We start from the raw sequence: 25283 nt of genomic DNA, 5'->3' as shown, positions 1-25283 counted from the left end.
ATGATAAATAAGAATTCATATTGTCTTTATTATCTGATTATTATATTTCTTGTTTCGTTTTCTGGCAACGCGCAAACCAGTGAGCAGAAGGCGTTGGAAGCCAAGCGAGAGCGATTACAGGAAGAAATCAAGGAAATCAATAGATTGCTCTTTGCCGAACGCAAAGAAAAGGGTACTATTTTGGATCAAATGGAGGCGTTGGACAACAGAATAAATGTCCGTCAAGAGTTGATTCGGGTGACCAACCAACAATCCAATTTGCTCAACAGGCAAATCAATGTCAATATCAGAAACATTAGTAAGCTTCGGGAAGATTTAAAGATTCTAAAGGAGGATTATGCCAATCTTATTCAAAAGACATATCAAAATAAGTCCCAAAACAATAGATTGATGTTTTTGCTATCCGCAGAGAACTTCTTTCAGGCGTTCAAACGATTGCAGTATATGCAACAATATGCCAAACATAGAAAAAAGCAAGGTGAAGGGATTATAAAGAAAACGGAGGAGTTGGCCCAACTAAATAAGGATTTGGTGGAGCAACGAAAGCAAAAGGATCAGCTTGTAGCCGAAAATACCAAAGCAAAAAACGAGCTGTCCAAAGAAGTGGAATCCCAAAGAGACCTTTTAAGAAGTGTCCGACAAAATGAAGCACGGTACAGTGCCGCTATAGCTGATAAACAAAAAGAAGCCCGAAGAATTGAAAGGGAAATTGAACGATTAATTAGAACGGCCATAGCCAGCTCCAATAAAAGCTCAGGGAAGACCAGCACGAGTAGCGCCAAATTTGCGCTTACTCCAGAAGCAAAATTGGTGGCAGATAACTTTTCGGCCAACAAAGGTCGACTCATTTGGCCGGTAGAAAAGGGAATTAAGAGCCAAGGATACGGGGAGTACGCGGATAAATTATATCCTGGGATCAAACACCGTAACAATGGCGTAACTATCACAACTGACAAAGGGGGTAAGGCAAGGGCCATTTTCGAAGGAGAAGTAATTGCCATATTCTCTGTACCGGGAGGCGGAAGGGCCGTGGCCTTAAAACATGGAAATTATATCAGCACCTATTATAATTTGTCTACATTATACGTTGAGAAAGGGGCTAAAGTGGCCGCCAAGGAGGCTTTAGGCGAGATAAATACCAATCGGTCTGATGGCACTACGAAAATGAAATTCTATTTGTATCAAGATTCCAATCGACTGAATCCTGAGGATTGGATATATCAATTGTAACACATGAAAAAAATTACAGACCTACAAGGAACATTTGAATTACACAACGGAGTCCAAATGCCCTATTTTGGGCTAGGGGTCTATCTGTCCAAAGACGGTAATGAAGTTATCCATGCGGTAAAGGATGCTCTTAACCATGGATATCGACACATTGATACAGCAGCTATTTACAATAATGAGGAAGGTGTAGGAACAGGTATCAGGGAAAGCAATGTGGATCGTAAAGACGTTTTTTTGGTAAGCAAGGTCTGGAATACAGATCAAGGATATGATTCTACCTTAAAAGCTTTTGACGCCAGCCTAAATCGATTGGGAACGGATTATCTCGACCTGTATCTTGTGCATTGGCCCAAGGAAGGACTTTATAAAGACACTTGGAGGGCCTTGGAGAAATTGTACAAGGAAAAGCGGATACGGGCCATTGGTGTGAGCAACTTTTTACGGCACCATTTAGAAGACTTGTTGACTTCCGCAGAAATAGTTCCAATGGTAAATCAAATGGAATTCCATCCGTATTTGGTTCAGCAGGGGTTACTTGATTTCTGTGCTGAAAAAGGGATTCAATATGAAGCTTGGTCCCCATTAATGCAGGGCAATATTTTTGATCTGGATGTAATGAAGGACTTGGCGGCAAAGTACAATAAAACCATTGCCCAGATTGTCTTGAGATGGGATCTTCAAAAAGGAGTGGTTACTATCCCAAAATCTTCCAAAAAGAATCGCATTATAGCCAATGCAGACCTTTTTGATTTTGAACTTAGTGAGGAAGATGTACAATTATTGGATGGCTTGGACCGTGGCAAACGGTTTGGCCCCGACCCCGACAACTTTGATTTTTAAAGATTGATAAGCATTTTCCTGAGTTGTCTTTAGCTCTTATTCGCCGAGTGTCAGGTCGAGCGCAGTCGAGACCTCATTTTGAGCGAAAGCAAAAATACCTCTCGACTGCGCTCGAGGTGACAACAGGAAACGTCTACAAATAAATAAACATCAACAGAGCCTCACCTTATGAGGTAAATAACGCCTTCAGCTCGGTGGCATCGGAAGGCTTCAATTTTCCGGCAAGAACCAAGCTCAGTTGTTTGCGGCGCAATGCAGCAGCATAACGTTCCTTTTCCAAATCGGTCTCAGGCTCCAAAGGAGGGACTTCAGTAGGCTTTCCGGTATCATCTACAGCTACAAAGGTATAAATAGCCTCATTGGCCTTGGTACGCTCTCCAGTAAAACGGTCCTCGATCCAAACATCAATAAAGATTTCCATTGATGTATTGAACGCTCGTGAAACAGCAGCTTCAACAGTTACCACACTTCCCAGGGGTACAGCGCGATTAAAAGCCACATGGTTCACCGAAGCGGTCACCGTAATCCTACGACTGTGTCTACGGGCCGAAATACTCGCAGCACGGTCCATTCGGGCCAAGAGTTCGCCACCAAAAAGATTGTTCAAGGGATTGGTTTCACTGGGCAGTACCAAATCGGTCATTACCGTGCGTGATTCACTGGGAGTTTTAGCGCGCATACCTTAGAAATTTTGCGCAAAGATATTGAAGTGTAGTATCGTTTTAAAGAAAAGTGGGCTTATTTCTCAGAAAGCAACCACGCATCACGGGATTCAGTAGCTTTTACCTTTCTCAAAAAGACCAAGGCATCTTTAGGATCCTCAAAACTGTCATAAGCCACTTGGTGTAGCCCATATTTGTTGGCCCCCAAGTAAAATGCGCTGTACCCTTTTTCCTTGAGTTGGGCAACCCGTTTTTCAGCATTTTCTTCCATGCGGAAAGCACCAGCAATAACATGGTGTTTGCCCAATTGTTTTTTGCTGACATTGATGCTGATGGCCGGAAGTTCCAAAGGATCACTTTCAAAGAAAGTCGCTTCCTGAATCAATCGGGAAACCTCTTGTTGGGCATCTTGCTGTGCGGCGACTTCTTTCTGTTTCAAATCGCCATAGGTTCGGTATGAAGTTACACCCAAAGAAATGGCCAAAAGGAAGATGGCCGCGTACTTCAACCATGGTCGGAAATATGTTTCTTCGCGTTTTTCTGGTGTGATGATAAACGGAATCTTCTCCTCCAACTCTTCAACCTCTTCTTTCAAGACCTCACGCTGGATGGGCGTAGCGGCAAAAGAGGACAATCCAAATGAAGAAGTTAAATAATTGACCCGGTTCTCTGGTTGAAACTGAATACGCTGTTCACGGTTCAGCCAAAGCTTTCCAATTCCAAAAAGTTCCAGACTTTCACCAAGCTCCAATCTTTTGTTCCAATCCTCGGCAACATTTTCCACTTCTTGGAGCAGTTCCTCATAGCCCAGTTTTTTTTCCTTGGCAATATGTGACACCAATAACCCATCATTTTTGGATAATTGGGCATTGAAGGAAATGGATTTTGAAGGAGGAATCAGGGTATTGGTAACTGTATCAATTTCTGCAGATTTCCCATGCGCCAAGAAAGCCCCAAAACCCGGAACCACGACACAGTTATAATCAAACAGCAATTTTTCGATGTAAGAATCAATCCGCATAGCCACAAATATTGTAAAAAAAGCAAGAGCACAAAATAAGCAGGATAACTTTTTATTAACATTTGAAAAGCTGTACTTTGTGGACAACTTTGACGCCCAAATCAAATGACTGAACCTGAAATTATTGCAGCGCTGCGCTTGCAGGCCATCCCAAATATTGGCGATGTTACGGCAAAAAAACTGATTGCACATTGCGGCAGTCCAACGGCTGTTTTTGAGGATAAAATTCAACACCTTTTAAAAATTGATGGCATAGGCCGATTCACCTTGAACGGACTCAAAGATGCTGTCTATTTGGATGAAGCTGAAGCCGAATATCAATTCCTATGTAAGGAAAATATTGCCATTTCCTATTTTATGGATGATGGATATCCCTATTTTTTGAAGCATTGTCCGGATGCGCCCATTTTGTTGTTTCAACGGGGAAACATGAATCTCAATCAAAAAAGAATTATCAGTGTGGTAGGTACCCGGAACATTACCAATTATGGCAGCACATTTTGTGAAGCATTTATTGAGGAAATAGCGCCACTTGACCCCATTATTGTGAGCGGCCTTGCCTATGGGGTGGACATTACCATTCAAAAAGCAGCTATGAACCGCGGATTGCAAACCATTGCCTGCTTGGCCCATGGATTAAATCAGATTTATCCGAAGGCACACAAAAAATTTGCCTCGAAAATGGAACAAAACGGTGGGTTTCTCACGGAATTTTGGAGCACCAGCAATCCAGACCGGGAAAACTTCCTGAAACGCAACCGAATCATAGCTGGAATGAGTGAAGCTACGCTTGTAGTTGAATCCGCGGAAAAAGGAGGCAGTTTGGTCACCGCAGATTTGGCCAATGGGTACAACCGGGAGGTGTTTGCTGTTCCTGGAAGGTGCACGGACAAGTTCAGTAAGGGCTGCAATGATCTAATTAAACGGCAAAAAGCCCATTTACTGACCTCAGCGGCAGAGTTAATCTATCTTTTGGGATGGGATTTGGAAGAAAATAAGGAGGAATCTTCGGTGCAAAAGCAGTTGTTCATCGAATTGGATGAAACAGAACAGTCAATCTACTCATACCTGCAATTGAACGGTAAACAACTACTGGACACCGTGGCTTTGGAATGTAATTTGCCCATTTTTAAAACCTCTTCCACTTTATTGGGCATGGAAATGAAGGGCGTGATCCGGCCATTGCCCGGTAAACTGTTTGAAGCGATTTAAACAGTGAACAATAAACAATGAGCAATTAATACCCCAACTTCTCCCGTACGCGATCCAAAACCCCGTTGGCCACTTTTTTGGCTTTTTCAGCACCAACGGCGAGGGCTTCATCCACTTCATTGAGGTGGTTCATGTAGTAATCAAATTTTTCGCGGGGCTCTTCAAACTTCTGCAAAATCACTTCGTACAAAGCTTGCTTTGCATGTCCGTAACCGTAATTCCCCGCTAAATAATTGGCACTCATCTCTTCAATCTGTTCTTGCGACGCCAATAATTTGTATAAGGCAAATACATTGTCATTGCTCGGGTCTTTGGGCTCTTCCATGGGCGTACTGTCGGTAACAATGCCCATGATTTGTTTGCGCAAGGGTTTATCCGGCTGAAAAATGTTGATGAGATTACTCCGACTCTTGCTCATTTTTTCGCCATCAGTTCCAGGAACATACATGGTCTCTTCATGTACTTTGGCCTCTGGCATCACAAAGGTTTCTCCCATTTGGTTATGGAAACGCGCGGCCACATCGCGGGTCATTTCCAAATGTTGGAGCTGGTCTTTCCCTACGGGAACAATATCCGCATCGTACAACAAAATATCCGCGGCCATAAGCATGGGGTAGGTGAATAGTCCGGCATTGACATCTTCCAACCGGTCTGCCTTATCCTTAAATGAGTGGGCCAACGTCAATCGTTGGTAGGGGAAAAAACAACTGAGATACCAAGCCAGTTCAGCGGTCTGTGGTACATCGCTCTGGCGATAAAAAACCGTTTTGTCAATATCTAACCCAAAAGCCAACCAAGCCGAAGCAATGGCGTAGGTATTGTTTCGCAAAAGTTCCCCGTCTTTTATTTGGGTTAGGGAATGCATATCCGCAATAAAAAGAAATGAATCGTTTTTGGGATCTTGTGCCATTGCAATGGCAGGTTTAATAGCTCCCAAGATATTTCCCAAGTGGGGCGTTCCTGTACTTTGGATTCCGGTCAGAATTCGGGCCATGCTTAATTTTTGCCCGTAAAAGTAAGCATCCGTAGCCTATAAAAAAAGAAGTTGAAATAGCTAGTTTTAAGTCTTTTGTCGAAGGATGGGTGCACTTTATTTTCAATACCATCTAAAAAAGTTACTTTTAGCCCATGCTGCATATCTTAAAAAGCATAGGTCAGGTTTTGTACCGGGTTTGGTTTTATTTGCTTGTAGCCATTCCTATTCTGGTGTTTTTTCCTATTTTGTTGCTCTTGACCTTTTCCGAACATACGTACCCCCAATTTTTTTGGATGGCTCGAAATTTTTGGGCCAGGCCCATATTGTACGGCATGGGATGTTTTCCTCAAATAAAGCGCGAACAACGTATGGAAAAAGGCAAAAGCTACATGTTGGTGGCCAACCATACCAGTATGTTGGACATTATGTTGATGCTTTTGGTGAGCAATAACCCCTTTGTGTTTGTAGGTAAAAAGGAATTGGTAAAAATCCCCATTTTCGGGTTTTTTTACAAGCGGGTCTGTATTATGGTCGATAGGGAAGATGTAAAAAGTAGGACCGGGGTGTACCGACGCGCGCAGCGAAGACTAGACCAAGGCCTGAGCATTTGTATATTTCCAGAGGGCGGCGTTCCCGAAGAACACGTTGTCTTGGATGCGTTCAAGGACGGTGCTTTTAAAATGGCAATTGCCCACAAGATTCCCGTGGTGCCCATTACGTTTTATGATAACAAAAAACGATTTTCATTTTCTTTTTTTAGTGGTGGGCCTGGACGCGTCCGGGCAAAGGTGCATCAATTCTTTGAAACGGGTATTTTAGGCGAGGAAGATAAGTCTACGCTGCGCGAAGAAGTTAGGGGTGTAATTTTAAAGGAGCTTACCCATGTGTAAATTGCTAGTAGAGGCAAGCGAAGAAAAAATACAGTCTTAGTTTTATTGAATGTTGGGTAATTGTAGGCAGATTTTATTTGAGCCGGTCAAAGGGCCATCAATGGGAGGTTTTGCTGAAATCTGAATGGGGAGAGAATTGGTTGGTATTTGGCCTTCCCAATTTGCCATACGCTCTTTATAGCCATCTCTATAGTGTATGGGCTTGTTATTGGCCTTTTTATGGTCAATTTCCAGCATGATTTTGGTGTCAATGACTTTAAAAACGATTTCCAACTCTTGTTTCTCATTTTCATCATATATGGCATGTTCAATTATAGTTTCCAAAAGCGTCAAAATAGGAAAACATGGAATGATCGCCTCTCCATTTTCTGGATCCTGCTCTACGGATATGGAATATTCAAACCGATGGTCATATCGCAAAGATTGAAGTTTTAGGTACCAGTGAAGCATATCCACCTCATCCATTAAGGTAACCACATCCCTTTCCAAATTTTTAAGATAAAACCGAAGAAGTTTACTGAAAATGGATAAGTATTTCATTACCACTTTTCGTTCTCCCGAGATAACCAGACTTTGAATGGCATTTAATGTGTTGAACACAAAATGGGGGTTAAGCTGGGCGTTGAGTGCTTTGAGTTTAAGCCCAAGCATCTCTTCCTTGATTTTATAGAGTCTTTCCTGTTCGTCCAAAAGCGTTTTTGTGGTCCGTACACTTTTGATTTTTATGGCACAGATGGAGGCTATCGCCGTTAGCATTTTAAGATGTTGTGCATTAAAAAACCCCTCATTGGGGTGTTCGCAATCGATTACGCCATATATGGTATTTTCATAGCTGATGGGTACGCAGATTTCGGAGAGCCGCAGCTCATCGTCCTTTATATATCGTGGGTCATTAGAAGTGTTTTCAACGATTTCAGCCGCTCCTGTAAGGGCTACATGGCCTGTTATCCCCTCACCAATTGAAATCTCTACAGGCTTGTACAGGGTCTTGTCTTTTGGATTTTTGGGTCCATAAGCCGCTTTTTGAATCAGTAGCTTGTTTTCATGGTCAATGAGGTAGACCACACAATCCACAAAATCTAATTTTGAAATGCAGTTTTTGGCGAGATCCCATAAAATTTCGGTTTCATCGTCCTTTCCCAAAAGTGATTTTGAGAAATAGATAAGAATATCTTCAAATTGGCCGTTTTTCAAACTGAGGTGATTTACTTTGAAAGAGTAAAGTAATTAATTTTTACAATACGCGCACACTTGTTATAGGTTGATTTTCATTGTGTTGTAAGAAAATTGCCAAAAAAGAAACGCCCCATTACCAGAACAGGGCGTTTAAAGTGATTGCCTAAAGGGGCAATCTTCCTAACCAACATTGTATTTCTAAAACTTAAAGCTTACACCACTGTAAATACCAATGGAAAAAGGTTGAAAATCGCCGGCAGTTTTAGAAAAAGTATTCATTTGATATTTAAAAACGGGCTCTACGCTAAGCTCAACTTTTGGAGAGAAATCATAGTTGAGACCCATTCCAAAATTGGCACTAAAGTTTACATCGTTCGCGTTGGTGGCCTCTCCAACTTCGGTGACCAGTCCTTCAGACTCCACCAACACGGAGTTTTCCACAAGGAACAGGGAGCTCACGCCTCCAATTAGGTCTACCCCAAACTGTTTGTCTATCAACGCATAATTAAGCTCAACCGGAACCTCAATATATCCAAGTTGCTGTACCATTTTTCCGTCCAAAACTGGAATTTCATTCGAAGAGAATTCCAAAAAGGCATCTGTTGGAATGTTGTTTGGGAGACTGTTTTTACTTTGAACCACAAGCGTTTCAGCTTTTTGGTCATAGTTGATATTTGCAAACTTATCACTGGATGAGCTTCGGGCCGAAGAGGAAAACAAAACATCATTGGTATCATATCCAAAATTTACCCGATGTACCCCGGAGCGGATTTTCAATTTTTTACCCACTTCATAGGCCACAGAAAGGCCGTAACTTAAATTAAGATTACCTGATTTGGAGTTCGAGGCAAAGTCGGAATGGATGGGAGAGCCTTCTCCTGACGCGCTAAAATACACTGGAGCCACGGATGGGCCAACGGACCATTTGCCCGAAGTGGTATTGTTTACTGCAAGCTCTTCCTCCTCCTGCTCTTTTATGGCCTCAAAAATGGACTTTCCAGCATCTTCTACTTTGTCTTCATTTTCGGCCACAGCCTCTTCTTTTTGATTTTCCAGGATATTCTCAATAGATTTAGGCTCCTTTACTTTTTCCCTGGAATCCTCTTGTGCAACGGTTTGGCTGTTTTTGGAAATGCCATTTTCAAGATTTTTTTGCCTTTCGTTGAATGCGGCGTCCTTCTCAGGGCTTTTTTCGGATTGAGCCAAAGCTATGGCCTCATTTCTATTCTGAGGTTGAGAAATTTTATCCTTGGAATTGTTAGTGATGCGGTTCTTTTGCACTACATCATTTTCAGCTACTTGTTGCTTGGCAGAGGTGAAGCTTTGGTTGGAATTTTTTAAATCTTGTGCATCTCGATTCTTTTCCAATCCCTTTTCTGAAGGAGTTTCAACCAATCCTTCAGTGCTTTCGGTAGTTGAAGAAGGGTCAACTTCAATCCTACTATCTTTCTGATTCTCTTGAGTGTTTGGCTCAACATTGGTTTCTGTATCCGTAATAATAATCTCATCCTGTTGTTGGTTGTCTTCAAACGGATTGAAGACATAGAACAGCACTGCCAATAAAGCCGCCACGCCACCTAGTTTCCACCAAAGTGGAACCACACGTTTTTTCTGTTTCTTCTTGTCCAAGGAAGCCTCAATGGAACTCCAGACCTTTTCATCCGGAACTTCCTGAAACCCTTCAAAGGTCTCCTTGAACAATTGCTCTAAATTCTTTTTCCCCATCGTTAAGTTCTTTAAGCAATGTTTATTTTCTCTTTCTCTATTTTTTCCCTCAGAATCATTTTGGCTCGTGCCAAATTGGATTTAGAGGTTCCCGTGGATGTCCCCAACATCTCACTGATCTCTTTATGGCTGTACCCATCCAACACATATAGGTTGAAGGTGAGCCGATATTTGTTCGGCAACTCTTGAATATATCCCAAGAGGGTGGACAAACTAATGTCCGTCCCTTCCGTGTCCACCTCGGCCTCATCACCAATATTTTCCGAAACCACATTGAGGTGCTGTTCTTTTCTGTATTTCTGCAATACGGTGTTTACCGTTATCCGCTTGATCCAACCTTCAAAGGAACCTTGAAAACTGTATTGGTCTATTTTGCTGAAAATGGTCATAAAACTGTCGTGCAGATTGTCCTCTGCCTCAGTTTTATTTTTGGAATACTTGAGGCACATACCGAAAAGAATACCGGAATATCTCCGGTATAATTCGGCCTGTGCCTGACGTTCTCCCTTTTTACAGTTATGTATCAGCTCTTCAAGATCCAAATGTTGGTCAATTTTGGATTATTGATGTCTAGTTTGTTGTTGCTTCGCCTTCTACAGGAACATCATACTCCAGATAGATGGCTTCGTCATTTTCATCCTTACCAGCATAAAATTTAAAATGATATTCCCCGGTGAAGATTACCTTGAACTGCATAGTGGCAACAACTTCTTCAACAGCTTGGGTACAAGCTAAGTCCTCATCGGTCAATCTGGAGCCTACTACAAGTACTTCGCGATCGGTCTGCCCTGTTTTCACCACATCAAAACCTTCAAAAAAAGTGCAGCCATCATTTCTCACGTAGGTTACATCAATGTCATAGGTTTCATTCAGCTCAAAGGACTCGGGCATATCTACTTCCGTGACCGCCAATGAAACGAAATAAAAATTTGGGGTGTCATCATCCAGATCACATGAACTGAACGAGAAAACTGCCACAAGAAAAACTAGGGGCATCAACAATTTTCTTATCATAAAAATCCTTTTTTAATCCCTAGATGTGCAGTATGGGCAAGGGTTGCGTAGGATTTTCACAAGCAAAAGTTAAAGGCCCTAAAAATAGGTCAACTTTACGCTTTTATCGTTGAAATGGCTTCTTTGATCTTACCTTCCAGCTCTTCGGAAAGCTCTGGATTGTCCAATAGAAGTGCTTTTACCGCATCTCTTCCTTGTCCCAGTTTGGTGTCGCCATAACTGAACCAAGAACCGCTTTTCTTTACAATTTCATAGGCCACGCCCAAGTCCAAGATTTCTCCAATTTTAGAGATTCCCTCTCCATACATGATATCAAATTCTGCAGTTCTAAATGGAGGGGCCACTTTGTTTTTCACCACTTTTACACGGGTCTTGTTACCTTGCACATCACCTTCAGTGTCTTTAATTTGAGTTGATCTTCTGATATCCAATCGAACAGAAGCATAAAATTTAAGGGCGTTTCCACCGGTGGTGGTTTCGGGATTTCCAAACATCACCCCAATTTTTTCACGCAATTGGTTGATGAAAATTACGGTACACTTGGTTTTGCTGATGGTTGAGGTCAATTTTCGAAGCGCTTGTGACATCAATCGGGCATGTAGCCCCATTTTGGAATCTCCCATTTCCCCTTCAATTTCACTTTTAGGCGTAAGTGCAGCAACAGAATCCACAATAACAATATCAATGGCCCCAGACCGAATAAGGTTATCTGTAATTTCCAAAGCCTGTTCCCCGTGATCGGGTTGGGATATGATAAGATTGTCAATATCAACACCCAATTTTTGAGCGTAGAAACGGTCAAACGCGTGTTCTGCATCAATAAAGGCCGCAATACCGCCTGCTTTTTGGGCTTCGGCAATGGCATGAAGGGTCAATGTGGTCTTACCCGAAGATTCGGGGCCATAAATTTCAATGACCCGTCCGCGAGGGTATCCGCCCACGCCGAGCGCAATGTCCAATCCCAACGATCCAGAAGGTATCGCCTCAACATCTTCCACCACACTATCTCCCATTTTCATTACGGCACCTTTGCCGTAGGTCTTATCCAATTTGTCTAGCGTTAGTTTGAGGGCTTTTAATTTTGCGTCTTTTTCGTTGCTCATGGTTCTCGATATTAGGAAGGCTAAATTACCATTTCTTTCAACATACGGCAAAAGCCACGCAACCTTTTTATAACAATCGAATCTAAGGGGTACTAACTCAATATCTATAGAGCTGGTCTCAGCTCGTTCAAGGTATGGGAGGAAACATAGCTGTGAAAAAGTTTAAGGTGGTTTTAAGGGCTTCTTTTTAAAAAGAGGCCCTTTTCTTTTACCTATCAGGAATTTTTATCTTTGCCCAGATTTTACAATAAACTATTCTTTAATCTTAACTATTAGTATAGCATGCAACTGTACAATACATTAAGTGCCAAGGAAAGGGAAAAACTCATTGAGGAGGCCGGGCAAGATCGGCTTACCATCTCTTTCTACAAATATGCACATATTGGGAATCCCCAAATTTTACGAAACCATCTTTTTTTGGCTTGGGACCAAATGGACGTTCTTGGCAGAATCTATGTGGCCAATGAGGGTATAAATGCACAGCTTTCCGTTCCTGCGGAAAATTTTAACGCGTTCAAGTCACATTTGGACAGCATTTCCTTTTTGGAAAATGTACGTTTGAACATTGCCATTGAACAGGACAATAAATCCTTTTTGAAATTAAAGGTGAAGGTCCGTGATAAAATTGTGGCCGATGGCCTTAATGACGACACTTTTGATGTTACCAATAAGGGGGTTCATGTGGGCGCGGAACAATTCAACGAGCTTATTGAAGACCCAGACACCGTTTTGGTAGACATGCGAAACCATTACGAAAGTGAAATAGGACATTTTAAAAATGCCATTACTCCAGATGTGGATACCTTTCGGGATTCTTTAGATATCATTGAAAAAGATTTGGCCGAGCACAAAGAAGATAAAAAATTGGTGATGTATTGCACCGGGGGCATCCGTTGTGAAAAAGCCAGTGCCTATTACAAGCACAAAGGATTTAAAAATGTATACCAGCTTGAAGGTGGTATCATTGAATATACTCGACAGGTACGTGCCCAAAATCTGGAGAATAAATTTTTGGGCAAAAACTTTGTTTTTGACCATAGAAGGGGTGAGCGTATTTCAGAAGATGTCATTTCCCATTGTCACCAATGTGGGAAACCCTGCGATACCCATGTAAACTGTGCCAATGAAGCTTGTCATTTGTTGTTCATCCAGTGCGAGGAATGTGCCGCCGCTATGGACAATTGCTGTTCCACGGAGTGTCAGGAAATCCATGCGCTGCCCTATGAAGAGCAAAAAGCATTGCGAAAAGGAAAAGGGGCCAGCAACAAGATTTTTAAAAAAGGCCGCTCCCCCGTATTGAAATACAAGAAGTAGCATTTCAATACCCTCATAAATTATACTATCTTTACAATTAGTAATTTTTATGAACCCTATTGAGGTTACTCTAAAAAGATGAGAGATTTAATGGTCACATTGAACTGTCATCCTGAGCGCAGTCGAAGGATTTGATGAGATGTACATTGAAAATCAGCTTTTTTAAGAGTTCTCGACTCCGCTCGAACTGACAGCTTGTCTTTTTGGAAGCCTCAATCAAGATATTAAATATGGCGTGTAGCAGTTGTTCAACCGGCAAGGATGGACAACCGCGTGGTTGCAAGAACAATGGGACTTGCGGCACTGATGGTTGTAACAAGCTAACGGTCTTTGATTGGCTTTCCAATATGTCGATGCCCAACGGTCAAAAACCTTTTGATTGCGTTGAGGTACGTTTCAAGAATAGTAGAAAAGAATTTTATAGGAATGTGGACAATCTTCCGTTGTCCATTGGCGATATAGTGGCTACCCAAGCCAAATCCGGTCACGATGTCGGCATGGTAACCCTCACCGGGGAGTTGGTACGGGTGCAGATGAAACGAAAAAAAGAGTCTCCCGATGACAACACCATTCCAAAGATTTATAGAAAAGCCTCACAACGGGATATTGACATTTGGCAAAAATGTCGCGATAAGGAAGAAGAGATAAAAAAACGTTCCCGGGAAATTGCCATTTCACTCAAACTCGAAATGAAACTGAGTGATGTTGAATTTCAGGGTGATGGTTCAAAAGCCACCTTCTATTATACCGCTGAAGATAGGGTGGACTTTAGACAATTGATTAAGGATATGGCAAAAGCCTTTGGTATCCGGATAGAAATGCGTCAAATTGGGTATCGCCAAGAAGCCCAACGCTTGGGAGGCATCGGTTCCTGCGGAAGGGAGTTATGTTGCTCTACGTGGCTGACTGATTTTAGATCGGTGAGCACGGCATCTGCCAGATACCAGCAATTGGCATTGAATCCGCAGAAGTTGGCGGGGCAATGTGGCAAACTCAAGTGTTGTCTTAATTACGAACTGGAGATGTATTTGGAGGCATTGAAGGATTTTCCGCCACAAGACAGCAAACTATTAACAAAAAAAGGAGTGGCATTTTGTCAAAAAGCGGATATTTTTAAAGAGACCTTATGGTTTTCATACAAAGATGAACCAGCTACATGGCACGCTTTGAGCAAAAATCAAGTTCTGGAAATTCTTGAGCTTAATCAGAAGAACGAAAAAGTGGCCAGCTTAGAGGAGTATGCCGAGGATAATGTAAGTGATGAAAAGATGGCCTTTGAAAATGTGGTGGGTCAGGATAGCCTCACTCGATTTGATAGACCCAAGAAAAAGAAAAGAAGAAACAAAAAACGTAGAAAGCCCAAATCCAAAGCTTCCCAGAATGCGAAATAGCCTAGTATCCTTCCTAATTGTGACACTCTTGTGGTCGTGCAATGATCAAATGGTCTTTTCTGAATATGAACCTTTGAAGGATGGGAAATGGGAAATGGGGGACACGGTACAATTTGAGTTTTCCGGGATGGATACCATATCCGCTTACAACATGTTCATCAACATTAGAAACGATGACAAATTTCCGTTCAGCAACCTTTTTTTAATTACAGAATTTGAAGCCCCAAGTGGAAACACGCTAAAGGACACGTTGGAATACAAAATGGCAGAACCTACGGGTGAGTGGTTGGGAAAAGGCTTTGGAAGCGTGAAAGAAAATAAACTTTGGTTTCAAGAAAACGTCGTTTTTCCAGATTCAGGCGTATATAAGGTGAATATATCCCATGCCATGCGCAAGAATGGTGATGTGGAAGGCATTCATGTTTTGGATGGCATTACAGATGTTGGTTTGGAAATAGAAAAAAGTATCCCATAAAGCAATGGCAAAAAAGGTTCAAAAGAAACAACAGCAAGGGTATTTCAAGTTTATTAAATGGTTCTGGATACTTTTTGGGTCCGGTGTTCTAGTCGTGATTTTTATTTTTCTCTTGGCATCATGGGGTGCTTTTGGTGAAATGCCCACCTTTGAACGTTTGGAAAACCCCGAGACCAACTTGGCCACAGAATTTCTTTCCTCGGATGGTGAAACCTTGGGCAAGCTTTATTTGGATGACAATAGAACCTGGGTGGATTATGATACTTTGCCACAAAACCTAATTGACGCATTGGTGGCCACAGAAGATGCCAGATACTACAATCACTCCGGGATTGATGCCAGAGGCTTTGCACGGGCTTTGGCTTATTTGGGAACAAAGGGAGGAGCCAGTACCATATCACAGCAACTTTCCAGACAACTCTTTGTTGGAGTGCGTTCCAGAAACCTAATGGAAGCGGTGACCCAGAAGATAAAGGAATGGGTCATAGCCACCCGTTTGGAGCGTAATTATACAAAGGAGGAAATTATAGCAATGTACCTTAACATTTATGATTTTGGTTATGCTGCTGATGGTATCCGTTCCGCTTCCCGGATTTATTTTGGAAAGGAACCTTACGAGCTTAGAACCGAGGAATCTGCTGTCTTGGTAGGCATGTTGAAGAATTCATCCCTTTATAATCCTATTCGGCGTGAAGAACTGGTGTTGAACCGAAGGAACACCGTTTTGGGGCAAATGGCCAAGTACGATTATATCACAGAAGAAGAAAAGGATTCTTTGCAAGCTTTGAAGATGAACATCAACTTCAACCCAGAATCGCACCGAGAAGGATTGGCCACCTATTTTAGAATGTATCTGCAACGCTGGTTGAACGGTTGGGTAAAAGACAACCCAAAACCTGATGGAGAAAAATGGAACATCTATCTGGATGGGTTAAAGGTCTACACCACGGTCGACTCCAGAATGCAGCGCAATGCCGAGGAAGCCGTGCAAGAGCACATGAAAAATCTACAAGCCGAGTTTTTTCATCAAAACACCCCACAGCGGAACCCAACCGCACCATTTCTGGATTTGAGCAAAGGAGCCATAGATACCATCATGGAACGGGCCATGAAAGCCTCCCCAAGGTGGCGTCAATTAAAAAATGAAGGGTTGTCTGAAAAGGATATTGAGGCAACTTTCCATAAAAAGGCTGAAATGACGGTGTTTGACTGGAACAGCGACTCCTATGAAAAGGACACGGTGATGACACCCATGGACTCCATTCGTTATTACAAGACGTTCTTGAGAACAGCCATGATGTCCATGGAACCCCAAACGGGACATGTAAAGGCATGGGTCGGTGGAATTGACTACAAGCATTTTCAATATGATCAGGTTTATCAAGGCGCCAGACAGGCGGGGTCCACTTTTAAGCCATTTGTGTATGCGGCGGCCATAGATCAATTACGATATTCACCCTGTTACACTTTGCCAGATAACCAATATAGTATTGAACCGGGAAAACACGGAAACATGGAGGCTTGGACCCCAAAGAATTCCGATGGAAAATATTCAGGGGAGTATATGACATTGAAGAACGCATTGGCTAACTCCGTAAATACCATAACAGCACAACTTATTGATAGAGTAGGCCCTGGGGCTGTAGTTTCTATCGCAAAGAGCATGGGCCTGAACAATGGCATTCCAGAGGTTCCTTCCATTGCACTGGGAACCCATGACTTTAATGTATATGAAATGGTGGGGGCATACGGTACGTTTGCCAACCAAGGTGTGTATGTAAAACCTGTAATGGTAACCCGTATCGAGGACAAAAATGGAACCGTACTCTACGAGTATACACCAGAAACCAAGGATGTTTTGAGCAAGGATGTGGCCTATGCCATGGTCAACCTTATGGAAGGGGTTACCCAATATGGTTCTGGAGGACGGCTACGGCATACTTTTGCCAAAGAGCAATCGGTTTATAAAGATATTATCACAGGATATCCATACGAACTCAACAACCCCATTGCAGGTAAAACAGGTACCACACAAAACCAAAGTGATGGTTGGTTTATGGGTATGGTGCCAAACTTGGTCACTGGAGTTTGGGTCGGCGGTGAGGAAAGGTCCATTCACTTTGCGAGCCTTACTTATGGTCAGGGAGCGTCCATGGCATTGCCCATATGGGCCCTTTATATGAAAAAGAACTATGCCAACGAGGAAATAGGAGTTTCCAAAGACGCTTTTGAGGCACCAGAGGAGATGTCCATCAATATAGATTGTTCCAAAGAAACTCAGGAGGAAGAGCAAAATTTGGATACCGAGGATGATTTGGAGGACATTGATTTTTAGTCCAAGCCTACCAAAAAAATGTGGCCCCAAGCATAAAATGTCTTGGGGCTTTTTTATTTAAATCGTAATTTCAAACAATTGGAAAATAGCACAAAATGATTAATAAAACAGTTGCAAATGTTTCAGAAGCTCTGGACGGGGTTGCGGATGGAATGACTTTTATGTTGGGCGGATTTGGCCTTTGCGGCATCCCAGAGAACGCCATCTCAGAGTTGGTCAAATTGGGAGTCAAGGATATTACCTGTATTTCAAACAATGCTGGTGTGGATGATTTTGGACTTGGTTTGCTCTTGCAAAAACATCAGATAAAAAAAATGATTTCCTCTTATGTGGGGGAGAATGATGAGTTTGAACGCCAAATGTTGAGTGGTGAGTTGGAGGTTGAGCTGACCCCTCAAGGCACCTTAGCGGAAAAATGTAGGGCAGCCCAAGCAGGTTTCCCCGCTTTTTATACGCCTGCAGGTTATGGAACCGAAGTGGCCGAAGGAAAAGAAACCCGAGAGTTCGATGGTAAAATGTATGTGCTGGAACCTGCCTTTAAAGCGGACTTTTCTTTTGTAAAAGCATGGAAAGGAGACGAAGCTGGAAACTTGATTTTCAAAGGAACCGCACGTAATTTTAACCCTTGCATGTGCGGTGCCGCAAAAATAACCGTGGCCGAGGTGGAGGAACTCCTTCCTGCCGGAAGTTTGGATCCGAACCAGATTCATATCCCCGGGATATTTGTACAGCGTATTTTTCAAGGGAAGAACTATGAGAAACGTATTGAACAACGAACTGTAAGAATGAGGCAATGAGTCCATGTGCCAATGAATCAATTAGACTGGCTTTCAGAATAATAGTATCAAAAACAAGATGATAACTTTTAGTGAAAAGTATAAGGACAATGCGATTTTAGTAAAATCATTTGAGTTTGCTAAAAACATTGTTGATTATGCAGAAAAACTAGAAAGCCTCAGAAAGTTTGTCGTAGCAAACCAAATCTTAAAAGCAGGAACATCTATAGGGGCAAACGTAAAAGAAGCACAAAATGCTGAGAGCAAGGTTGACTTCATTCACAAATTAAAAATTGTAATGAAGGAAGCCGAAGAAACTGAATTTTGGCTTTTCTTGTGCAACGAACTTAAAAACTATCCAAGCGGAGAAAAGTTATTGAAGGAATTGTTTGAAATTATTAAAATCTTGAACAAAATAATTTCAACAGCTAAGAAGAAAAATGCAATAAATAGGTAATTGACTTATTGTCCAATTGCCTAATTAACACATTGTTAAAATGTTAGACAAAAACGGAATCGCAAAACGCATCGCAAAAGAAGTCAAGGACGGATACTACGTCAATTTGGGAATAGGAATCCCTACGTTGGTGGCGAATTTTGTGCGGGATGATATCAGTGTGGAGTTTCAAAGTGAAAATGGAGTACTGGGCATGGGACCTTTTCCGTTTGATGGAGAAGAAGATGCCGATATCATTAATGCCGGAAAACAGACCATCACCACCTTGCCGGGAGCTTCTTTTTTTGACTCGGCCCTAAGTTTTGGGATGATTCGAGGTCAGCACGTGCACCTCACCATTTTGGGTGCCATGGAAGTGGCTGAAAATGGGGACATTGCCAACTGGAAGATACCTGGTAAAATGGTCAAAGGGATGGGTGGCGCCATGGACTTGGTGGCATCTGCAGAGAACATTATAGTGGCCATGATGCATACCAATAGGGCAGGCGAGTCCAAATTGCTAAAACGATGCACGTTGCCATTGACGGGAGTTGGTTGTGTAAAAAAAATTGTGACCAACTTGGCTGTTTTGGAGGTGACTTCTAAAGGATTCAAACTTCTGGAAAGAGCTCCGGGGGTAAGCGTGGAGGATATTGAGGAAGCCACAGAAGGAAGGCTCATTGTAGAGGGCGAAGTACCCGAAATGAAGATTTAGCAAATATCTTTCGTTTTTTTACAACAAAATAAAACCAATACACAACATTAGTTTTAATTTACCATTCATCGAGTTTATATTTGGTTATATCGAATTTTTATCCCAAATTAAGAACCAATAAAATTATACCATGGCAGCCAAATTAAACCACACCACAATGGACGAAAGCGTCCAAGTGTACCGAAACGATTTCTTTACAGGATTTATGTTATTGATCAAGAAGCTTTTTATGCTTTAGACCAGTATTTTTCCCCCTGAAAGTCTTGGAGCCAACAATTTTGTTAGGCTCTTTTTTTTGCGATACATTTGGGAAAAGACCATCATGAAACTTGACTTTAGACAATGTGAAATCTCAGATGTGGATGCTTTGGTAAAAATTTCCAAAGACACTTTTGTAGATGCATTTGAAAAGGATAATGACCCGGTTGATTTTCAAAACTACATTCAAAAAGCATTTAGTCCAGGTAGATTGGAATCAGAGTTGAAAAACCCCGATTCCATTTTTTATTTTGTGTTTGATGAAGAAACGTTGGTGGGCTATTATAAACTAAATATGGGGAAGGCCCAGACAGATGTACATGATGAAGACTCTATTGAACTGGAGCGTATCTATGTCATACAAGCGTACCAGGGGCAAAAAATAGGAGCGGGAATGCTCTCCCACATTTTGCATTTGGTCAAAAAATTGGGAAAGGCCTATCTATGGTTGGGCGTATGGGAACACAATCCCAAGGCTATTCGCTTTTACCAACGGCATGGTTTTCAAAAATTTGGTGAACATCCTTATTACATCGGCAATGATAAACAGACCGATTGGTTACTGCGCTTAGACCTTTAGGAAGCTCTCCAAGAACAAAATGTCTCCCTCTGAACGCAGCTTATAGCCAATGGAATTTTCAAATGCGGCGTGAATCAGCAAGCAAATAGCTTGGGCGTTGGTCTTGGTAAGACTGTTGGTGCGGTATACCACATCCCGAATTGTTGAAAAACTCACGTTGCACCGGATGGCAATATTGGCATAATCGTCTTTAGAGACATTTCTTCGCAACGTTTCAGAAAGGCGTTCACTGATTGGTTTGCCGTAGTCCTCTTTTGAAAACATGTCTTCGCTGTTAATGACCAAGGCTAGATTTTTAATAGATCCCATCTCAATAGTTTTAGTGGATTACTAATTATTTTACTGGGGTCTGATCGTATTTTCTATATTTGGCTTGTAACCCAATTACAGAAAAGTGGCGGAATCGCTGCGGCTAGTGCATATTGCGTAACAATATTACACAATATACTGAATATATGTATATAATTAAGCAGTTAAGGCGTAAAAAAAATATCAGCCAATCCAAATTGGGTAAAGAAATAGGGGTCAGCCTCCGTACCATACAGCTTTACGAGCGTAAGAACGCCAACATTCCCATTAAGAATCTTACCAAGATTGCCCATTATTTTGATATGACCATCGCAGAAATGTATCTGCAAGAGGTGAACGATATGGGAGAATCGTACACCAAAGAACAGCCCTTTACCAAACATGGTAGTGTTTTTTATCCATTGGATCATGGGAAATATTTGGTCATGGCACCTTTGGTGATGGTGGAATGGCACAAAAAGTATATTGAATCTTTAGAAAAGCACCAGAGCAAGGTCCCGTTTCAATCCGCATTTGTGATTGATTTTTTGGCGAAGGAACCACACCGCATTTTTGAGGTTTCTGGAGACTCCATGAACGATGACAGCTTAAATGCCATTCCAAACAAAGCTTTTGTCTTGGCGTTGGGTTTAAAAAAAGAAATGTTTACCAAAGATGACGAAACCCTTTGGAACAAATCCTATATTTTGGTTTGTAAGGACCGAATTATTTGTAAACAGCTTACAGGGTATTCCAAAGAGAGAACTTCGCTTCGTTGCCATAATTTGAACACCTCCCCGGAGTTTCAAGATTTTGAATTGCCGTTGGATGATGTGCTTCAGGTTTTCAAAATTGTGAAGAAACAACTATAGCATTCCAGGCTTATATTGAATTCAAGATCTCGGCAGCTTTTTCCAAAACATCGTTTGTCTTGGCAAAGCAAAACCGCAGAAATTTCTTATCGTATTCTGATTTGCAAAATACAGAGACCGGAATGCTCGCCAGCTTATACTCTTTAATCAAGCGTTCGGCAAAGACCGTATCTTTTTCATCCGTGATATCGGAATACTCCAACAATTGAAAATAGGTGCCCTCCGAAGGAACCATTTTAAATCGGGACTCCTTTATGGCATCTAAGAAGGCATCTCGCTTTTGCTGATAAAAACCACCCAGGTTTACATAATGTTGGGGGTCTTTTAAGTATTCGGCCAATGCAATTTGCAGTGGATGATGTACAGAAAACACATTGAATTGGTGCACTTTTTGAAACTCGTGCATCAACGGTTTTGGCGCCACACAATACCCGACTTTCCAGCCTGTGGCATGAAATGTCTTTCCAAAGGAAGCACAGATGAAACTTCTTGCTGCCAAATCTGGATATTTAGCCGCACTCTCATGCGGCTTACCATCAAAAACAATATGTTCATAGACTTCATCACTCAATAGAATGATATTCGTATCCCTTAAAATATCTTGAAGCTGAAGCATATCCCTTTCAGACCAAATGGTTCCTGTGGGGTTGTGCGGCGTGTTGATGATGACCATTTTTGTCTTTGGAGTAATTGCTGATTTAAAAGTGCTCCAATTCATCTTAAAATCGTTCCCCTCTAAGGACACTGGAACACTTTTACCTCCAAAAAGAGCTATGGCCGGTTCGTAGCAATCAAAGGCGGGTTCTATGACAATGACTTCATCTTTTGGCCGGACAAAAGCGGCAATCGTGGTAAAAATGGCCTGTGTTGCCCCGGCCGTTACAATGATTTCAGATTCAGGGTGATAGTACCTGCCATACAAACGCTCAATTTTCTCGGAAATGGCTTCCCGAAGGGAAAGGGCCCCTTGCATGGGCGCATATTGGTTATGCCCTTTTTTATAAGCCTCGCTCACTAGTGCCAGCAATTCTGGGTCAGGGTCAAAGTTGGGAAACCCTTGGGATAGATTAATGGCATTATGTTCACGGGCCAGTTGGCCAATGGTCGTAAAGATGGTAGTGCCCACATGGGGCAATTTAGACGTGATATCAATCATTGGCGCGATGTTCGTTTAGTGCTTTCAGTACTTTTTGTAGGCAACCTTCCAAATCTTTTTTTACTTCGGACTCCCAAAACCGAAACACGGTATATCCCATTTGTTCCAGTGTCTCGTTCACCTCTTCATCCCGTTGAATGTTTCGTTCGATCTTCGGAATCCAGAATTCCCGGTTACTTTTTATTTTGTGCTTGCGTTCTTCCCAATTGTGGCCGTGCCAGAACTCCCCATCAATAAAAATGACGGTTTTGTATTTTTTTAGGGCGATGTCTGGCTTACCAATAAGTTTTTTATAATCGATACGATACCGATATCCGGCTTGCCACAACGCTTTCCGAAAAGCTAATTCAGGCTTGGTGTTCTTTCCCCGAATCTTTCCCATTATCTTGGAACGCTCTGGGGTGGTATAAAAACCACTTTCCTCATTAAATCGAGGTACTTTGATGCGTTCTTTTGGATACTTTTTGGGCATACGGGAAGATACAAAGGATTCAATCAAAACTAAACTATTGAAATGTCATTCTGAGCAAAGCGAAGAATCTATTATTGGACAACAAGGTGGTTTGACACGCCTGCCCGTCGCAGATGGAATCACATGAATCACACGAATTTACACTGATGCTTCATTGTACGTTTAGCGTCTGCCAGCCGGACGGGTAGGAAGCAAACAATCGCTTATCCGACTCCTGATTTTCAATTGCTTATCCGTCAACTCAAACAGAGCATCCGTAAATTGTACCCCTTCCGCGGCTCATTTTCCCCCTTACTTGTTGCCCTAAACTTTTTAAAACTTTTATTATGAAAAAAATTGTCTTTTTGACTTCACTTTTTGCGGCCTTGGTTATAGGAGTTATTTCCTGTTCTAAGGACGATGGCCCATCTACCTCCGAAGTAACCCCACCCAAGATTACCGGTTTCACCCCAACATCGGGAGCCGTGGGCACAGAGATCACCATTACGGGTACTGATTTTGGCAAAACTGCCGCCGCCAATACTGTAAAGATTGGCACCGCCACCGCTACGGTATCCGCCGCCTCCACCACGCAGATTACTGCCACCGTGCCCCAAGGGGCCACTACCGGGGCCGTGAGCGTTGCTGTGGGCGGAAAGACTACCACGGGTGACAGCTTTACCGTGATTTCAGAGGTGGTTCTCGATAATAGTGAGCTTACCCTGTACCCGTTTGCCCATTATGCGCAATCCCTTAGTGTGACCTCCGATATTGCTGACAATACCATAGCATGGACCAGTAGCGATACCAGCGTGGCCACCGTGGATCAAAACGGATTGGTGACCCCGCTCACCGTGGGTACCACCACTATTACAGCCACCGTGGCGGGTGTCTCCGCCAATGCCACCGTTACTGTAGCCGATGGCCCAGTAACCTCATTGGAGTTAGATTCTGAAAATGTAAACCTTTTCCTTGGGGGTATCCGCTCAGTCTCTATAGCCACCTTGGAAGCGGATGTTGAACAGACTGGGGATCCTGTATGGAGCTCCGATGATGAGACCGTGGCCACCGTGGACCAGGAAGGCAATGTTACCGCCGTGAGTACCGGTACCGCAACCATTACGGTGACCGTGGACAATGCCTCTGCCTCCCTGACCGTCACCGTAATTGAAAGGACTACGTATGTAGCGGGTATCGTAGATGATAAAGGGTTTTTGACCCCTTTCCTTTGGATAAATGGTGAAATGACTTTTTTACCTCTCCAAAATCCAGAATCTAGTGCTAGTGCCAATGCAGTATTTGTGACCGAAAATAATACGGTTTATGTGGCCGGATATGAGAGGGTCAACGGAACACGAATTGCCACCCTCTGGGTGAACGGTGAATGGGAGGCTTTATCAGATGGGACCGAAAATGCATGGGCAAATGATGTTTTTGTGGACAACATTGGCAATGTCTATGCAGTGGGGTATGAGACCATCAATGGAATATTGACCGCTGCACTTTGGAAAAACGGTACGGTAGAGCATCTTACCGACGGTAGTGCAAGGGCACGGGCCCATGGTGTTATTGTGGATGATAATGGGGATGTTTACATTGCAGGGTATGAGACAGTCAATGGAATAGAAGTTGCCACTCTATGGGTTAACGGCACCTCGGAGCACCTTTCTGACGGAACAAACAACGCCGTTGCCAGATCGGTCTTTGTGGATGGCAACGGGGATATTTATGCAGCCGGGAGCGAAAGAATAAATAGTTTCAACGTGGCCACCCTGTGGGTAAACGGTGCACCACAAGAACTTCCCAATTCCGACGACATTTCTTCAGCAGTAGATGTTGTTGTTGACCACGAAGGTAATACGTATGTTGTGGGGGTCGATAGACAGAATAATCAGTATGTAGCAACCCTCTGGGTAAACAATACTCCACAGTACTTATCTGATGGTACCGCACAAGCGGGCTTATACTCTTTGTTTGTAGATAACAAGGGAACTGTCTTTACTACAGGATTTGATTCAACTATAGGAAAACCTTTGCTTTGGGAAAATGGCGAGAGATTAGCTTTGTCCAATTTAGATGGGCAAGCATATTCCGTTTTTATAAAATAATATCTAAAAGTATTAAAAGTAAGCCCGGCCTTTTGGTCGGGTTTTTATATATCTACACAGAAGGTAATCATACAAATATGTCCCAATACTTTCTTTAGGCGCTGAGCACAATGATGACAATCTTACTCCTATAAGATGCTGAAACCTGCCTATGCCGGCAGGCAGGCGAGTTCAGCATGAAGCGGACCCGTCATTTCGAAGTGTCAGATTGAGCGCAGTCGAAATCGAAGTGAGAAATCTTAATAATGATTAAAGATTTCTCAATCGTCACTTCCTTCC

The 25283-nt window shown here is 42.5% G+C and carries 25 protein-coding genes; 14 read left to right on the top strand and 11 right to left on the bottom strand.

What is annotated here, in order from left to right; translation table 11 throughout:
• Together ACFOWS_RS16005 and ACFOWS_RS16000 are read left to right on the top strand one after the other, a co-directional pair.
• Window positions 1–1230 carry a murein hydrolase activator EnvC family protein gene (locus ACFOWS_RS16005; protein ID WP_379766699.1) on the top strand — a complete coding sequence of 410 codons (1230 nt, stop codon included), beginning with the start codon at window positions 1–3 and terminating at the stop codon, window positions 1228–1230.
• 3 nt (window positions 1231–1233) lie between these two features.
• On the top strand, window positions 1234–2070 hold the full coding sequence (locus ACFOWS_RS16000; protein WP_379766696.1) for an aldo/keto reductase: 837 nt from the start codon (window positions 1234–1236) through the stop codon (window positions 2068–2070).
• 166 nt (window positions 2071–2236) lie between these two features.
• On the opposite strand, the gene ACFOWS_RS15995 is transcribed toward ACFOWS_RS16000, so the two are convergent.
• Both ACFOWS_RS15995 and ACFOWS_RS15990 read right to left on the bottom strand, forming a co-directional pair.
• Window positions 2237–2749: an acyl-CoA thioesterase gene (locus tag ACFOWS_RS15995; RefSeq protein ID WP_366586045.1), complete on the bottom strand. Its 513-nt coding sequence runs from the start codon at window positions 2747–2749 to the stop codon at window positions 2237–2239.
• 59 nt (window positions 2750–2808) lie between these two features.
• Window positions 2809–3753 carry an HU domain-containing protein gene (locus ACFOWS_RS15990; RefSeq protein WP_379766693.1) on the bottom strand — a complete coding sequence of 315 codons (945 nt, stop codon included), beginning with the start codon at window positions 3751–3753 and terminating at the stop codon, window positions 2809–2811.
• Window positions 3754–3858: 105 nt separating this feature from the next.
• On the opposite strand from ACFOWS_RS15990, the gene dprA reads away from it, so the two are divergent.
• Window positions 3859–4965, top strand: coding sequence for a DNA-processing protein DprA (gene dprA, locus ACFOWS_RS15985; protein ID WP_379766690.1), 1107 nt, complete (start codon window positions 3859–3861; stop codon window positions 4963–4965).
• Window positions 4966–4990: 25 nt separating this feature from the next.
• On the opposite strand, the gene trpS is transcribed toward dprA, so the two are convergent.
• Window positions 4991–5959 (bottom strand): tryptophan--tRNA ligase, encoded by a 969-nt coding sequence (gene trpS, locus ACFOWS_RS15980; protein WP_379766687.1) that lies wholly within the window; start codon window positions 5957–5959, stop codon window positions 4991–4993.
• 134 nt (window positions 5960–6093) lie between these two features.
• Here trpS and ACFOWS_RS15975 point away from each other — a divergent pair, with 134 nt between their 5' ends.
• Window positions 6094–6831 carry a lysophospholipid acyltransferase family protein gene (locus ACFOWS_RS15975; RefSeq protein ID WP_379766684.1) on the top strand — a complete coding sequence of 246 codons (738 nt, stop codon included), beginning with the start codon at window positions 6094–6096 and terminating at the stop codon, window positions 6829–6831.
• 42 nt (window positions 6832–6873) lie between these two features.
• On the opposite strand, the gene ACFOWS_RS15970 is transcribed toward ACFOWS_RS15975, so the two are convergent.
• The 5 genes from ACFOWS_RS15970 to recA form a co-directional block, all read right to left on the bottom strand.
• Window positions 6874–8025 (bottom strand): histidine kinase, encoded by a 1152-nt coding sequence (locus ACFOWS_RS15970; RefSeq protein ID WP_379766681.1) that lies wholly within the window; start codon window positions 8023–8025, stop codon window positions 6874–6876.
• Between the two features lie 180 nt (window positions 8026–8205).
• Window positions 8206–9732, bottom strand: coding sequence for a hypothetical protein (locus tag ACFOWS_RS15965; protein WP_379766678.1), 1527 nt, complete (start codon window positions 9730–9732; stop codon window positions 8206–8208).
• Between the two features lie 11 nt (window positions 9733–9743).
• Window positions 9744–10274, bottom strand: a complete 531-nt coding sequence (locus ACFOWS_RS15960; protein ID WP_366586063.1) for an RNA polymerase sigma factor — start codon at window positions 10272–10274, stop codon at window positions 9744–9746.
• Window positions 10275–10302: 28 nt separating this feature from the next.
• Entirely contained in the window at window positions 10303–10746 is a 444-nt protein-coding gene (locus ACFOWS_RS15955) for a hypothetical protein (protein WP_379766675.1), read from the bottom strand.
• Window positions 10747–10841: 95 nt separating this feature from the next.
• A complete protein-coding gene (recA, locus tag ACFOWS_RS15950) occupies window positions 10842–11849 on the bottom strand; it encodes a recombinase RecA (RefSeq protein ID WP_366586067.1) in 1008 nt (335 codons plus the stop codon).
• Between the two features lie 282 nt (window positions 11850–12131).
• Between recA and trhO the strand changes: the two genes are divergently transcribed.
• The 8 genes from trhO to ACFOWS_RS15910 all read left to right on the top strand — a co-directional run bounded on the left by trhO (window position 12132) and on the right by ACFOWS_RS15910 (window position 20129).
• The gene (gene trhO, locus ACFOWS_RS15945; protein ID WP_379766672.1) at window positions 12132–13163 is read left to right on the top strand and encodes an oxygen-dependent tRNA uridine(34) hydroxylase TrhO; all 1032 of its coding nucleotides are present in this window, start codon (window positions 12132–12134) and stop codon (window positions 13161–13163) included.
• 230 nt (window positions 13164–13393) lie between these two features.
• On the top strand, window positions 13394–14554 hold the full coding sequence (locus ACFOWS_RS15940) for a PSP1 domain-containing protein (RefSeq protein ID WP_379766670.1): 1161 nt from the start codon (window positions 13394–13396) through the stop codon (window positions 14552–14554).
• Window positions 14544–15029, top strand: coding sequence for a gliding motility lipoprotein GldH (locus ACFOWS_RS15935; RefSeq protein WP_366586073.1), 486 nt, complete (start codon window positions 14544–14546; stop codon window positions 15027–15029). Before ACFOWS_RS15940 ends, ACFOWS_RS15935 begins: the two co-directional genes overlap by 11 nt.
• A gap of 4 nt (window positions 15030–15033) precedes the next feature.
• Window positions 15034–17364 carry a penicillin-binding protein 1A gene (locus ACFOWS_RS15930; RefSeq protein ID WP_379766667.1) on the top strand — a complete coding sequence of 777 codons (2331 nt, stop codon included), beginning with the start codon at window positions 15034–15036 and terminating at the stop codon, window positions 17362–17364.
• 95 nt (window positions 17365–17459) lie between these two features.
• On the top strand, window positions 17460–18161 hold the full coding sequence (locus ACFOWS_RS15925) for a CoA transferase subunit A (protein WP_379766664.1): 702 nt from the start codon (window positions 17460–17462) through the stop codon (window positions 18159–18161).
• A gap of 58 nt (window positions 18162–18219) precedes the next feature.
• Window positions 18220–18597: a four helix bundle protein gene (locus ACFOWS_RS15920; protein WP_379766661.1), complete on the top strand. Its 378-nt coding sequence runs from the start codon at window positions 18220–18222 to the stop codon at window positions 18595–18597.
• A 40-nt stretch (window positions 18598–18637) separates the two neighbouring features.
• A complete protein-coding gene (locus ACFOWS_RS15915; RefSeq protein WP_366586080.1) occupies window positions 18638–19291 on the top strand; it encodes a 3-oxoacid CoA-transferase subunit B in 654 nt (217 codons plus the stop codon).
• Between the two features lie 322 nt (window positions 19292–19613).
• The gene (locus tag ACFOWS_RS15910) at window positions 19614–20129 is read left to right on the top strand and encodes a GNAT family N-acetyltransferase (protein WP_379766658.1); all 516 of its coding nucleotides are present in this window, start codon (window positions 19614–19616) and stop codon (window positions 20127–20129) included.
• On the opposite strand, the gene ACFOWS_RS15905 is transcribed toward ACFOWS_RS15910, so the two are convergent.
• Window positions 20118–20438 (bottom strand): hypothetical protein, encoded by a 321-nt coding sequence (locus tag ACFOWS_RS15905; RefSeq protein ID WP_379766655.1) that lies wholly within the window; start codon window positions 20436–20438, stop codon window positions 20118–20120. The genes ACFOWS_RS15910 and ACFOWS_RS15905 overlap by 12 nt on opposite strands.
• 146 nt (window positions 20439–20584) lie before the next feature.
• On the opposite strand from ACFOWS_RS15905, the gene ACFOWS_RS15900 reads away from it, so the two are divergent.
• Entirely contained in the window at window positions 20585–21289 is a 705-nt protein-coding gene (locus tag ACFOWS_RS15900; protein WP_366586086.1) for a helix-turn-helix domain-containing protein, read from the top strand.
• A gap of 10 nt (window positions 21290–21299) precedes the next feature.
• Here ACFOWS_RS15900 and ACFOWS_RS15895 read toward each other — a convergent pair whose 3' ends face one another.
• Both ACFOWS_RS15895 and ACFOWS_RS15890 read right to left on the bottom strand, forming a co-directional pair.
• The gene (locus ACFOWS_RS15895; RefSeq protein ID WP_379766652.1) at window positions 21300–22445 is read right to left on the bottom strand and encodes a methionine aminotransferase; all 1146 of its coding nucleotides are present in this window, start codon (window positions 22443–22445) and stop codon (window positions 21300–21302) included.
• A complete protein-coding gene (locus ACFOWS_RS15890; RefSeq protein WP_379766649.1) occupies window positions 22438–22944 on the bottom strand; it encodes a very short patch repair endonuclease in 507 nt (168 codons plus the stop codon). Before ACFOWS_RS15890 ends, ACFOWS_RS15895 begins: the two co-directional genes overlap by 8 nt.
• Before the next feature lie 299 nt (window positions 22945–23243).
• Here ACFOWS_RS15890 and ACFOWS_RS15885 point away from each other — a divergent pair, with 299 nt between their 5' ends.
• Complete coding sequence (locus ACFOWS_RS15885) at window positions 23244–25004, top strand: Ig-like domain-containing protein (protein ID WP_379766646.1); 1761 nt, start codon at window positions 23244–23246, stop codon at window positions 25002–25004.
• The last annotated feature ends 279 nt before the right edge of the window (window positions 25005–25283 follow it).

This window comes from Flagellimonas marina (assembly GCF_042651185.1).
Lineage (GTDB): Bacteria > Bacteroidota > Bacteroidia > Flavobacteriales > Flavobacteriaceae > Flagellimonas > Flagellimonas marina.
Note: the sequence above shows the minus strand (reverse complement) of the source record. Positions and strands in the feature narration are given on the sequence as shown.